Source organism: Streptomyces sp. NPDC002643, from assembly GCF_053592555.1.
Map to the genome: position 1 here is coordinate 30,146 of NZ_JBSFVY010000026.1, position 12,996 is coordinate 43,141.

The following is a 12,996-nucleotide window of genomic DNA, read 5'->3' on the forward strand; positions in this document are numbered from 1 at the left end:
GGGGTTCAGCGGGGCTCGTCGCCGAGTTCGCGCCGCAGCAGGGCGGCCAACTCGTCGACGTACGGCGGATCGAGCAGCGACAGATGGTGTCCCGGCACCGGTACGACGGTCAGACGCGGGCACGGCTCGTCCCAGCCGAGCGTCTCGTCGTCCCGCTCGTACGCCGGGTCGCGCACGGTGTGCGGCGCGGGCTCGGTGGCCCGGTACAGCACCACGCGCCCGTCGTGACGGCCCGGCCGATGGGCCTCGCCGATCCTCAGGTCCAGATACGAGGCACGCTGATGCGCCAGCGCGGCGGCCGGGATGTCCGTGGTCGCCTCGCACAGGGCGCGCAGCACACTGTCGATGCGCTCACCGTCGTCATCCATCGCTACCAACTCGTCGTAAGAAAGGGCGAGTTCGACCCCGTACACCTCGGCGACATGCGCGGCGAAGCCGGTGAGATGGGCCCGGACGCGGTCGGCCGCGCCGAGCCCCGGCGCCGGAAGGGGCCGTACGGAGTCGATGAGCACCACCAGCTCGACGTCCCGCCCGGCCGTGGCGAGTTGCCGCGCGGTCTCCTGCGCGACGAATCCGCCGAAGGACCAACCGCCGAGAAGGCAGGGGCCGTCGGGGTGGGCGTCCGCGATGACCTCGGCGTAGCGCCGGGCCTTCTCGACCACCGTCCGCGCCTCCTCGATCCGCTCCAGCCCGTACACCGGCCGCTGGTCGCCGAGCCGTTCGGTGAGCGGCCGGTAGACGTCGGTGGTGCCGCCCGCCGCGTGGACGAGGAAGAGAGGGGAGAGAGGAGGGCGGGTGCCGGTGGGGTGGAGGGGGCGCAAGGGGGAGAGGGAGGAGCGACCAGGGTGCGCCGGAGAGGGCGGGTGCGGGGCAGCCGGGCCGGGTGCGCGGGGCGTTCGGGCCGGGGGCCGGTGGACGCGGGTCGCCGTTTCCTCGATGGTGGTGGCGCCGAGGAGGTCGCGCAGGGGGAGTTCGATGCCCAGGTCGCGTTCCACGGCACCGCGGATACGGACGGCCATGAGGGAGTCCAGGCCGAGTTCGGCGAACGTGGTCGTGGGGGTCACGCGGGTCGGTGGATGACCGGTGACGGCGGCGATGTGGTGACAGAGCAGGGAGGTGCCGGAGGCGATGCCTTCGACCTCGGGGGCGGCCCGCGTGGCGTCGCCCTCCGCCTCGGACGCGTCCCCCGAGCCGCTCGCATCCATCCCACTCCCGCCCCGCCCGTCCGTCCACCAGTACCGGCGGTGTCGCCAGCGTGGTGCGGGCAGGTCGATGACGCGGCCCGGTGGCCGGTGCAGACGTAGTCCGGCGGTGTACAGGGCGCCCAGTTGGGTGAGGAACTCGGCGGAGGTGTCGCCGTCGCGGCGGAGGGTGGCGAGGGTGAGGGCGCCGGGGGCGGTGTCGGTGAGGACGTGGGTGAGGACCGGATGGGGGGAGATCTCGACGAAGGTGGTGTGGCCGTCCGCCGCGGCCGCCGCGACCGCTCGGTCCAGGCGTACCGGTCGCCGGAGGTTCGCGGCCCAGTGCGCGGCGTCGAAGACAGCGTCCCCGCGAGGGTCGTCGAGGACGGTCGAGTAGACGGGGAGCCGGGGGCGCCCGCCCCGGACGTCGGCCAGCGCCTCGGTCAACTCCGCGAGCAGCGGCTCGACTTGGGGTGAGTGCCCGGCCCCGACCACCCGCATCGCCCGGGCCGTGCGCCCTTCCCCCTCCAACCGGCGCACGAGTCGGGCCACGGCGGCCTCCTCGCCGGTGACGACCTTCTGGGCGGGGGAGGAGTGCACGGCCACGTGGACGTCCGGGAAGTTTCGTGCCAGGGCGTCGAGTTCGTGGTCGTCCAGGTCGACGACCGCCATGGCGCCGCCTTGGAGCCGGCTGAGCAGCCGGGCCCGTACGGCGATGACGCGGGCCGCGTCCGAGACCTCCAGGGCGCCCGCGCACACGGCCGCCGCCACCTCGCCCATGGAGTGGCCGATGACGGCGGCGGGCTCGACACCGTACGCGCGCCACAGGTCGGCGAGCGCCACCTGGAGGCCGAACAGCACGGGCTGGGCGACCTCCAGCCGGTCGAGGTCACCGCCGGACGCCAGATGGTCGTACAGCGACACCCCGCACTCGGGGGCGAGCCGGGCGTCCAGTTTCTCCACGGCGGCGGCGAACCCTGGCTCCTCACGCAACAGCCGACGCCCCATGCCGACCCACTGACTGCCGTAACCGGAGAAGACCCACACGGGGCCTTGCGCGCCGGCGAGGCCGGGCCGACGGCTGCCGCAGGCAAGTTGATCGGCGGGGTCGTGTCCGTGTGCCGGAGCGTTCCCGTCACCGCTGGCTTGGGGTCCGCCGCCGTCCGGCGGTCGGCGTTCTCCCGGCCTCTCGCCTCCGACCAGCACCCGCGCATGCGGCTGTTCCTGTGCCAACGCCCGTAGGCCCTCCCCGAGTTCGTCGATGTTCCCGGCGACGATCGCCGCCCGTGCCGGTCCCCGCCCCGTGCGGCGGGCGAGGGTGTGGGCCACGTCGGCGGGGTGGGCCGCTGTGCCCTCGGGGGTGGTCAGCCAGGTGGCCAGTGTGGCGGCGGTGTCGTGGAGGCGGGTGGGGTCGAGGTCGGAGAGGAGGTGGAGGCGGGCGGCCGGTTCGTCGGTCGGATGGGGCGGTGGTCGGAGGGGGCCGGGGTGCCATTCCTCCAGTACCGCGTGGGCGTTGGTGCCGCCGAAGCCGAAACCGGAGACCCCGGCGGTGGCCGTGCCGCCGTAGCGGGGCCATGGCTCCGGCTCGGTCACCACCCGCAGCCGTGGGTCGTCCACGGCGCTGCCCTCCTCGCAGTGCAGCGAGGGCGGGACGAGGTCGTGGTGGAGGGCGAGCACCGTTTTCACCAGCCCGGCGATACCGGCGGCCGACTCCAGATGACCGAGGTTGCCCTTGACGGAGCCGAGGAGCAGCGGCTGGTCGGGGTCGCGGCCGGGGCCCAGAACGGCCGCGAGGGCGCCCGCCTCGATGGGATCGCCGAGGGGGGTGCCGGTGCCGTGGGCCTCGATGAGGTCGATGCGGGCCGGATCGAAGCCCGCTCGGGCGTAGGCGGTGGTCAGGAGGGCGCGTTGGGCGGCCGGGTTGGGGGCGAGGAGGCCGTTGGAGCGGCCGTCGGAGTTGACGGCGGTGGCGCGGATGACGGCGAGGACGCGGTCGCCGTCCCGCTCGGCCTCGGAGAGGCGCTTGAGGAGTACGGCCGCACAGCCCTCACCGCGTCCGATGCCGTCGGCCGCCGCCGAGAAGGGTTTGCACCGGCCGTCCGGTGCCAGCGCCCCCGCCCGCCGGAACGCCACGGTGACGCTGGGGGAGAGCAGCACATTGACCCCGGCCGCGATCGCCAGCTCGCTCTCCCCCGTGCGCAGACTGACACACGCCTGGTGCACGGCGACCAGCGACGACGAACACGCCGTGTCCACCGCCATGCTCGGCCCCCGGGTGTCCAGGACATACGCCAGCCGGCCCGCGGCCACGCTCAGCGCGCCGCCCGCCGGAGCCCAGGGATCGACCGCCATCGGATCGGCGCCGGTCAGCGAGCCGTACTCGGGTGCCGAGATCCCGACGAACACCCCGGTCGCCGTGCCCGCCAGGGAGTCGGCCGGGACGGCGGCATGGTCCAGCGTCTCCTGGACGACCTCCAGCAGAATCCGCTGCTGCGGGTCCATCACCGCCGCCTCACGCGGAGTGATCCGGAAGAAGTCCGCGTCGAAGCCGGCGATGTCGTCGAGAAATCCGCCGTACGGGGGTGCCTCGGTGGGAGGTACGGCCGTGAAGTCCCGCCACCGGCCCTCCGGCACCCGCCCGATCGCGTCGACGCCCTCGCACAACAGCCGCCAGTAGTCGGCCGGGCCGCGCACACCGCCGGGCAGCCGACAGCCGAGCCCGATGACGGCGATGGGTTCGCCCGGAGTGCCCTGCGCCGCCGGTGTCCATGCGGCAGCGTCGGCCGCATGGCGCCGGTCGGCTGCGATCAGCAGAGGGTCGGTCGCCGTCGCGGCACCCGGCGCTGTCGCGTCCCCCCGCGCCGCGGGCTCCGCCGCCACCGCGCACAGATACGCCACCAGCGCCTCGCCCGTCCCCGCCTCCCACAGCAGGGTCACCGGCAGTTCGCGGCCCACCGCGCGGGACAGTTCCCCGGCCAGCACGACCGCGTCCCGCGAGGACATACCGAGGTCCGCCAACGGCTGGTCCATCGGGACGTTCTCGGCGTCCACACCGCTCCACGCCGCGACCTGCTCCGCGACCAACTGGCGCAGCACGCCTTCCTGGGGCGCCCCGACGGGCCCGCCCACCCCGAGATCCGTCATCCCTCCGCCCCCTCCGCGTAGCCCCCCGCCAGATACCGCTCGCGGGTCCGTGACCGGGAGACCTTGCCGCTGGACGTGCGGGGGACGGTGCCCGGCGGTACGAGGGCGATGTCGGCGAGGCGCAGCCCGTGGCGGGCGGAGACGGCGGCGCGTACGGCACGGCGGAGGGCGGGTACGTCGATGTCGGCCAGGGCCTCGCCCCGTACGTGCTCGGCGACCACGACCACCCGCTCACCGGCGGAGTCAGGCGTGTCCGGTGTGCCGAACGCGGCGAGGCGGTCGCGTCGTACGGAGGGGTGGGCGTCCTGGACGGTCGCCTCGATGTCCTGCGGGTAGTGATTGCGGCCGTCCACGACGATCAGGTCCTTGAGCCGCCCGGTGACGATCAACTGGCCGTCGAGAACGGTCCCCAGGTCGCCCGTGCGCAGCCACTCGCCCCGCTCGGCCGTCCCCTCGGCGAACGTGGCGCCGAAGACCCTGCGGGTCTGCCGGGTCTGATTGCGGTAGCCACGGCCCACATTGGGGCCCCGCACCCAGATCTCCCCGATCTCGCCCTCCGCCAGCGCGGCCCGGGAGACCGGGTCGGCGATCCGTACCCGCTGGCCCGCCGGGGCGCCGCACCCGGCCAGCAGCACCGCCCGGGGGTCGTCCGGCCGTGCGACCAGCGCCTTCCCGGTGGCGAGGGCATCGCGGTCGAGGGCGAAGCGGCGGGGCGGTTCCCCGGGCCGGGCCGCGCTGACGAAGACGGTCGCCTCGGCCAGCCCGTACGACGGACAGTGGGTGCCCGGGGCCAGTCCCTGGGCCGCGAACGCCTCGTGGAAACGGTCGGCGGTGCCGGGGCGTACCGGCTCGCTGCCGTTGATCAGCGCGTGGACGCGATCGAGGCGCAGATCCGCCTTCTGCGCCTCGGTGACCGCCGACGCGCAGTAGTCGTAGGCGAAGTTGGGCGCCGCGCTGAGCGCCCCCGGATTCGCGGCGAGCAGCCTCAGCCAGCGCACGGGCTCGCGCAGGAACGCCACCGGCTCCATCAGCACCGACGGCAGCCCCCGCACCACCGGGGCCGCGACACTCAGCACCAGCCCCATGTCGTGGTACAGCGGCAACCAGCCCACACATGTCACCGGCCGCACATCCGCCCCGTAAGCGGCCAGCGCCTGACGGGCGTTGGCGACGACATTGGCGTGTGTGATCTCCACACCCGCCGGGAGCCGGGTCGAACCGGAGGTGTACTGGAGATACGCCACCGCGTCGCCCTCCGGCGCGACCGGCTCCCCACCCTCGGCGGCGGTATCGGGCACCTGGTCGACGGCCACGACCCGTGTCGTGTCGTTGATCCACAACTCCCTCACGGCATCGCGTAGTCGGCCCGTCGTCACCACGACCGCCGGGTCGGCGTCGGCCAGCACCGCCGCCAGCCGGTCGCCGTGACCGGGCGGAGCCGACGGGCCGGGCGGAAACAGCGGTACGGCGACGAGCCCGGCCGAGAGCGCGCCGAGGAAGGCGGTGATGTACTCCGTGCCCTGCGGACACAGCACCGCCGCCCGCTCCCCGGGCTCCGCCACCTCGGCGAGCCGCGCGGCCACGGCACGGACCCGCTGGTCGAGGCGGCGCCAGGTCAGGGTGCGGTGGACGCCTCGTGAGTGCGGCGCCGGATGGTCGACGAAGGTGAACGCCCGGCGGTCCGGGGTGGACCGGGCCCAGTGCCGGAGGTACTCCGGCAGGGCTCTGAACGGGGGCGGGAGCGGGGGGCGGCGGCTGTCCATGGGGATCGGGGTCCTCAGATCACGGGAATCGACTGGGGGGGGGGATCGACTGGTGGGTGGGGCGGGTGAGTCGGGGGAGGGGCCGTGCGCGGCGGCTCGGCGTTCGGGGGTGGCTTCCGGCGATGGCTTCCGGCGGCTTCAGAGGGGGATGTTGCCGTGGCGGCGTTCCGGCAGGGGGGCTCGTTTGCCGCGCAGGGCGCGCAGGGCGCGGCTGATGTGGGCGCGGGTGTCGCGCGGGGCGATCACGGCGTCGACATAACCGCGCTCGGCGGCGGGATAGGGCGTGCCGTGTGTGCTCTCGTACGCGGTGACGAGGCGGGCCCGCAGCGCGTCGGGGTCGTCGGCGGCGGCGAGTTCGCGGCGGTGCAGTACGCCGACCGCGCCCTCGGCGCCCATGACGGCGATCCGGGCGGTGGGCCAGGCGAGGTTGATGTCGGCGCCGAGATGCTTGGAGCCCATCACCGCGTAGCCGCCGCCGTACGCCTTGCGTACCACCACCGTGACCTTGGGGACCGTGGCCTCGGCGTACGCGTACAGCAGTTTGGCGCCGCGCCGGATGATCCCCGCCTGCTCCTGGCGGACCCCGGAGAGATAGCCGGGAACGTCGGCGAAGGTCAGCAGGGGGATGCCGAACGCGTCGCAGAACCGTACGAAGCGCGCCGCCTTCTCGGAGGCGTCGATGTCGAGGACCCCGGCCAAGCGCAGCGGCTGGTTGGCGACGACCCCGACCGTGCCGCCGTCGACGAGCGCGAACGCGCAGATGATGTTCGGCGCGAACAGCTCCTGCACTTCGAGGAGTTCACCGTCGTCGACGACCGCCCGCAGAATGTCCCGCATGTCGTACGCCTGCCCGAGCCGGTCCGGTACGACCGTGTCGAGGCAGCGGCCCGATGGTGCCGCGCCGGGCGCGTATCGCGGGGGCGGCTCCAGGTTGTTGGCGGGGAGGTACGAGAGCAGGTCGCGTACGGTGTCGAGGGCGTCGATCTCGTCGGCGGCGAGGAAGTGGGCGTTGCCGTTGACGGTGTTGCTGGTGCGGGCGCCGCCCAGTTCCTCGGCGCCGGTGCGTTCGCCGGTCACCGCCTCGATGACGTCGGGGCCGGTGACGAACATGTGCGAGGCGCCGTCCACCATCACGGTGAAGTCGGTGACGGCGGGCGAGTAGGCGGCCCCGCCCGCGCAGGGCCCGAGGACCACCGAGATCTGCGGGATCACCCCGGACGCCCGTACATTGCGGCGCACCAGCTCGGCGTAGAGGGCGAGCGAGGCGACACCTTCCTGGATACGGGCGCCACCGCCGTCGTTCAGGCCGATCACCGGACAGCCCGTCTTCAGCGCGAGGTCCATCAGCGCGAGGGTCTTCTCGCCGAAGGCCTCGCCCATGCTGCCGCCGAAGACCGTGGAGTCCTGGGCGAACACACAGACCGGGCGGCCGTCGACCGTGCCGTGCCCGGTGACCACCCCGTCCCCGTACGGCCGCCGGTCGTCGTCGTACGGCTGCCGGCCGCCCCCGGTGGGGCGGGCCCGCACGAACAGCCCGGTCTCCGTGAACGACCCCGCGTCCAGCAGCAGATCGATCCGCTCCCGGGCGCCGTACTCCCCACGCCGCCGCGTCATCGCCGGAGCGATGGCCCAGGCATGCCGCGTCTGCAACTCGGCGAGGCGATCGGCCGTGCGGTCGATTCTGCGGTCCGTTCCGCGGTCGGTCGTGCGGGTGGGTAAGTGATCGGTCCTGCGGTCGGCCGGGCGGGCGGTCCTGGGGTCGGCTGGGCCGCCGGTCGTGCGGTTCGCCGGGGTTGTCGTCGCGTCTGGCGTCACAGCCACCTCCGAAGGGGCTTTCGAATATGGCAGTGCGCGAGGTGCGGGCCGAGCCCATCGCCGTCCCTTTTGCGGGAGATGAGTCCTGCGGGGCCGACGTTCGTGCGGGTATGACAACGGGGCGCACGAGGCGCAGGTCAGCGGTGTGACCGGAGGCCCCGTACGCGCCGGGCGCAGTTCACGAGGCGTCGGCTCCGCTCGATGCCTCCTTCCGCAGGACGATGTCGAAGGTCGTAGAGGTCCATGGGCCGTCGAGTCGGCGCCCGTCCGGCGTCGGGGTCCCGGCCGGATGGCGGTGGAACGGGCGGATCAGTGACTCCTTCACCCCGAACACCGAGTCACGGTCCAGCCAGGGATCGCCCGCGACGAAGATGTGGGTGATGAGCGGGTGGAAGCCGGGTGCCGTCACCTTGAAGTGCAGATGCGGCGCCCGCATCGGCGAGCGGCCGGCCCGGTCGAGGAGGCGGCCGACGGGGCCGTCGTCGGGGATCGGGTACGGCGTCGGGGTGAGCCCCCAGAAGCGGTAGCGGCCCTCGGCGTCGGTGAACAGATGTGCACGCCCGGCGAGTTGGCCGGCGCCGCCCTCGTACTGGACGTCGTACATCCCGTCGTCGTCGGCCTCCCACACCTCGATGCGGGCGCCCGCGACCGGGTTGCCGGCGGTGTCCGTGACCCGGCCGACGACCCACGCCGGTTCACCGCTCGCACCGCCCGCGATGTCCCCGCCGAGTTCGACGCGGGGTGAGTCCTGGACGAAGAACGGGCCGAGGACCGTGGACTCGGTGGCGGCCTCACCCGAGCCCGACGCGTTCACCGTGCCCGTCCCCGGTTCGTTCACCGCGACGGTCAGCATCGAGATGCCGAGGACGTCCGAGAGCAGGACGAACTCCTGGCGGGTGTCGGTCGTGAGGTGCCCGGCCGCCGTGAGGAACGCGATCGCCGCGGACCATTCGTCCTCGGTGAGCCGGGTCTCGCGCACGAACGCGTGCGCGTGCCGGACGAGGGACCCCATCACCTCACGGAACCGGTCGTCCCGCGCGCCGTCGAAACTCGCGACGACCTTGTCGGTCAGTTCCCGCTCACCGGCCTTCTCGGCCAGTTCCCGCTCGGTCATCGGTCCGTTCTTTCGTGTACCGGCACCGGGATGTCCCCGCGCCACGCGCGCCCCAGCAGCGTGCGTATCTCGTCGCGGGTCACCGGGCGCGGGTTGGTGGCCGGGATCTGGGCCATGACCAGGTCGGCGGCCCGGTCGAGTTCCTCCTCGGGGAGCCCCAACTCAGCCAGGGAACAAGGGGGTTCGAGCCTCGCGTAGAGGTCGAGGAGCGCGCCGAAGGGGTCGGTGGGCGAGTTGAGTGCCGCGCCCAGGCGCTGTGCGGCGTCGGGGGCGGAGGGCAGGTTCAGACCGACCACATGGGGGAGCACCACGGAGTGCAGGGCAGCGTGTTCGAGGTCGTACGCGCCCCCGAGGACGTGGCACACCTTGTGGTGCAGCCCGGAACCGGCCCCGGCGAAGGCGACCGCCCCGAGGTAGGTGCCGAAGAGGATGTCGCGGCGGGCGGCGACGTCCTGGCCGTCGGCGACGATGCGCGGCAGCGCGGACGCCAGCGACCGGACGCCCTCGACGGCCAGGGCGGAGCTGATCGGGTTCTGCCGGGGTGCCCACCACGCGTCGACGCAGTGGGCGAGGGCGTTGAGCCCCGAGGTCACCGACAGCCGGGCCGGCAGCGACAGCATCAGCGTGGCGTCGTAGACGACGACACGGGGGAGCACCTTGGTATCGACGCCGGTGCGCTTGTGGCCGTCCTCGGTGAGGCCCCAGACGGGGGTGGCCTCGGAGCCGGCGTAGGTGGTGGGCACGGCGAGGATCGGCAGGCCGGTGGTGAGCGCCGCCGCCTTCGCGGTGCCGGTGGTCGAGCCGCCGCCGACGCTGAGCAGCAGGTCGGCGGAGTGCTCGTGGGCGGCGGCGCGGACGGCGCCCGCGACCTCGGCCGGGACGTGGGGCCGGACCCCGCCGAAGATCCCGACGACGGGGAGGTCCTTGCAGAGGTCCTCGGCCAGGGCGCGTTCGGCGTCGGCCGCGATCACCAGGACCCGGCGGGCGCCGAGCCCGGTGACCTCGGCCGCCACATCGTCCCGTGCGGTCCCGGAGCCGAAGACGACCCGCTGACCCCACGACTCGTACACGACCGTCGAGTGGACGGGGCTCACGGCGTCACCGTCGCCCGGGCGCGGGGCACGGCGCCCGCCGCGACCGCCCCGATGAGCGCGGGGACGGCGAAGGCGTAGAAGGCCCACTCGATGTCGGCGCCCGAGCTGAGGACGAACGCGCCGAGCGAGGGGCCGACGATCGCGCCGAACCGGCCGATGGACAGGGCCCAGGCCAGACCGTTGCCGCGAACGGCGTCCGGATACCTGGTCACGATGAACGCGTTGCCGAGGATCTGCGAACCGATGAAGCCGAAGCCGCTGATGAACATCAGCACGAACATCACGGCCGTCGGCGGGCGGGTGCTCATCGCGATCAGGCTCAGCGTGCCGACCAGGAACGCGACGACCACGACCCGCTTGGCGCCCAGCGCGTCGGCGACCCGGCCGCCGAGGATGGCGCCGAAGCCGACGCCCAGCCACATCGCCGCCGTCTGCAGCAGCGCCGAGCCGAGCGAGAAGCCGGCGGCCTGCATGATGCTGGGCAGCCAGGTGCTGATGCCGAAGACCAGCAGCAGCCCGCAGAAGGACATGGCCCAGAAGAGCACGGTCGACACCGCGAGCCCGCCCGTCAGCAGCGAGCCGAGGCCCAGCCAGCGGCCCGGGTCGGAAGCCGGCGCCGCCTCCGCCGGGGTGAGACCGAGCCGCGCCTCCACCTCGCGTGCCTCGTCGGCGCGGCCCGTACGGCGCAGATGGAACGGGCTCTCCGGAAGCTTCAGCAGCAGCGGCACGGCCGCGAACACCGGCACCACACCGATCACATACAGCCAGCGGTACGACACATCGGGGAGCAGGGCGGTGCCCAGCAGCGGGGAGAGCAGGGCACCGGCCGCGTAACCGCTCATGATCAGGGCGACATTGCGGCTGCGGCGGTTCGGTTCGCTGAGGTCGGCGACGAAGGCGTTGATCGTCGGCAGCACGACACCCAGACCCAGACCGACGATCAGACGACCGGCGCCGAAGGACGGCACGCCGCCCGCGACCGTGCAGACCGCCATGCCCACGGTGAACACCGAGGTCCCGGCGAGCAGCAGCCGTCGCGGCCCGGTGCGGTGGACGAGGGCCCCGGCGAGGCCCGCGCCGATGAGCATGCCGATGCCGACGAGCGAGCCGATCGTGCCGGCCTCCGCCTTGTCGATGCCGAGCGAGGGGTCACCCAGGAGCGCGGGCACGGTGACGCCGTACACGGCGAGGTCATAGCCCTCCAGAGAGGAGACGATCCATGCGGCGACCAGCATGAACGCGGTCGCGGGCACTCTTCGGACGGTCGGGCGTACGACGGACGGAGCGGTCATGGCCGGGTCCTTTCTCCGACGGTGGCAGGAGCCTGTACCGGCTCGACTGCGGTGGCAAGGGTCTTCAGGAGCGCCGGGGCGTCCGTGAGGGAGGCCACGGTGCCGAGGATGTAGAAGTCGGGCCGCCACAGGACGGCGGCGCTGCCGGTCTCGTCGAACCAGCGCCCGTAGACGCCGCCGGCATCGGTGAACCCCTCGGTGGTGAGCCGGCGGTCGGTGAGGTGGTGGACGCCGACACCGAGCCGGGCGGCCTCGGCCATGGCCGGGGCGTCGAGCGTGGCGCCTGCACGGCCGTCGACGAGGAGGACGAAACCCCGGCCGAGTACGGCGTCGAAGAGCCCCTCGGTGCCGTGCGCCTCGACCCGGCCCTGCGGCATCAGCTGCCCGGCCTGCGGGGACGTGTCGCGCAGACCCGGACCGAGACCCGGGAAACGCATCTTCTCGGGGCGCCCGTTCGCCTCGCGCTGCGCGATCAGCCGGGCGTCGCGCTCGGCGGCGGCCACCGGGTCGCGCATGGTCTGCACCCGGCCCAACTCGATGCCCTTGGCGATGATGGCCCGCACATGGGGCTCGCGTTCGCTCTGGTAGGTGTCTAGCAGCGTTTCGTCGGCGCCGCGCAGCACGGCGTCCAGCTTGAACGCGAGGTTCTGCGCGTCCCGGATGCCCGAGCACATGCCCTGCCCGAGGAACGGCGGCATCTGGTGCGCCGCGTCCCCGGCCAGCAAGACCCGGCCGCCGCGCCAGCGCTCCGCGACGAGCGAGCGGAAGGTGTAGGTGGCGACCCGGATGAGGTCGGCCTGGCCCCGGTCGACATGGTCGGCGACCCGCGCCCACACCCGGTCGGGCTCCCGCTCGACGGGGAAGGACTCCGCCGAGTCGAGCATGAAACTGAACCGGTGGTGCTCGGGGCCCAGCGAGATGATCGAGATCGGCTGCTTCGGGTCGCACACCTGGCGGGCCTTGGGGATGTCGGCTCCGCCGTTCTCCTTCAGCCGGAAGTCGCAGACCATCCACGGCTCGGAGAACCCGTAGTCCTCCTGCCCGATCCCCAGCCAGTCCCGGGTGAAGCTGTTGCCGCCGTCGCAGGCGACGACGTACCGGGCGGAGACGACGCCGTCCGTTCCCTCGACCCGGATGTCCACGCCCCGATCGGTGTGGTGGAGTCCCGTGACCCGGGAATCCATCCGGATCTGTACGTTCCCCAGACCCCGGACCAGACCGTCGAGGGCGTCCTCCAGGTACGGCTGGTACATCATGTACCACTCCGCCCAGCCCTGGCCGCCGACGGCGGCGAAGTCGTGCTCGATGAGCAACTCGCCCGCGCCGCCCAGCCATTCGTAGTTCCGCTGGACGTGCAGCGTGGGCAGCAGGGCCTGGGAGAGACCGAGACGGTCGAACGTGCGCATCGTCTCGTCGTCGAAGATGGCGGCGCGCGGCAGGTTGTAGAGGGTGGGGTAGCGCTCCAGCACGATCACGTCATGGCCTGCCCGACCCAGCAGTGCCGCCGTGACCATGCCCACCGGCCCGTACCCGATGACGGCGACGTCGTACATGTGCGTGCCCTTCCGTTCCGGTTCCTCGGACATCCGATGC

At 73.3% G+C, this 12,996-nt stretch carries 7 protein-coding genes; all 7 read right to left on the reverse strand.

The window, feature by feature from the left end; genetic code table 11:
• Positions 1–5 precede the first annotated feature (5 nt).
• The 7 genes from ACWD4G_RS32625 to ACWD4G_RS32655 all read right to left on the reverse strand — a co-directional run bounded on the left by ACWD4G_RS32625 (position 6) and on the right by ACWD4G_RS32655 (position 12,989).
• Positions 6–4,325, reverse strand: coding sequence for an acyltransferase domain-containing protein (locus ACWD4G_RS32625; RefSeq protein ID WP_451299852.1), 4,320 nt, complete (start codon positions 4,323–4,325; stop codon positions 6–8).
• Positions 4,322–6,088, reverse strand: coding sequence for a fatty acyl-AMP ligase (locus ACWD4G_RS32630; RefSeq protein WP_451299854.1), 1,767 nt, complete (start codon positions 6,086–6,088; stop codon positions 4,322–4,324). Before ACWD4G_RS32630 ends, ACWD4G_RS32625 begins: the two co-directional genes overlap by 4 nt.
• Positions 6,089–6,226: 138 nt before the next feature.
• Positions 6,227–7,702 (reverse strand): acyl-CoA carboxylase subunit beta, encoded by a 1,476-nt coding sequence (locus ACWD4G_RS32635; RefSeq protein WP_451300005.1) that lies wholly within the window; start codon positions 7,700–7,702, stop codon positions 6,227–6,229.
• A 379-nt stretch (positions 7,703–8,081) separates the two neighbouring features.
• The gene (locus tag ACWD4G_RS32640) at positions 8,082–9,017 is read right to left on the reverse strand and encodes a dioxygenase family protein (RefSeq protein ID WP_451299856.1); all 936 of its coding nucleotides are present in this window, start codon (positions 9,015–9,017) and stop codon (positions 8,082–8,084) included.
• The gene (locus ACWD4G_RS32645; protein ID WP_451299858.1) at positions 9,014–10,111 is read right to left on the reverse strand and encodes a maleylacetate reductase; all 1,098 of its coding nucleotides are present in this window, start codon (positions 10,109–10,111) and stop codon (positions 9,014–9,016) included. Before ACWD4G_RS32645 ends, ACWD4G_RS32640 begins: the two co-directional genes overlap by 4 nt.
• A complete protein-coding gene (locus ACWD4G_RS32650; protein WP_451299860.1) occupies positions 10,108–11,403 on the reverse strand; it encodes an MFS transporter in 1,296 nt (431 codons plus the stop codon). Before ACWD4G_RS32650 ends, ACWD4G_RS32645 begins: the two co-directional genes overlap by 4 nt.
• Positions 11,400–12,989: a bifunctional 3-(3-hydroxy-phenyl)propionate/3-hydroxycinnamic acid hydroxylase gene (locus ACWD4G_RS32655; RefSeq protein WP_451299862.1), complete on the reverse strand. Its 1,590-nt coding sequence runs from the start codon at positions 12,987–12,989 to the stop codon at positions 11,400–11,402. Before ACWD4G_RS32655 ends, ACWD4G_RS32650 begins: the two co-directional genes overlap by 4 nt.
• Positions 12,990–12,996 lie beyond the last annotated feature (7 nt).

Bases quoted from the DNA above. Each gene is read 5' to 3' on its own strand.
- ACWD4G_RS32630 (WP_451299854.1), bottom strand. From the start codon at position 6,088: ATGGACAGCCGCCGCCCCCCGCTCCCGCCCCCGTTCAGAGCCCTGCCG.
- ACWD4G_RS32640 (WP_451299856.1), bottom strand. From the start codon at position 9,017: ATGACCGAGCGGGAACTGGCCGAGAAGGCCGGTGAGCGGGAACTGACC.
- ACWD4G_RS32635 (WP_451300005.1), bottom strand. From the start codon at position 7,702: ATGACGCGGCGGCGTGGGGAGTACGGCGCCCGGGAGCGGATCGATCTG.
- ACWD4G_RS32650 (WP_451299860.1), bottom strand. From the start codon at position 11,403: ATGACCGCTCCGTCCGTCGTACGCCCGACCGTCCGAAGAGTGCCCGCG.
- ACWD4G_RS32655 (WP_451299862.1), bottom strand. From the start codon at position 12,989: ATGTCCGAGGAACCGGAACGGAAGGGCACGCACATGTACGACGTCGCC.
- ACWD4G_RS32625 (WP_451299852.1), bottom strand. From the start codon at position 4,325: ATGACGGATCTCGGGGTGGGCGGGCCCGTCGGGGCGCCCCAGGAAGGC.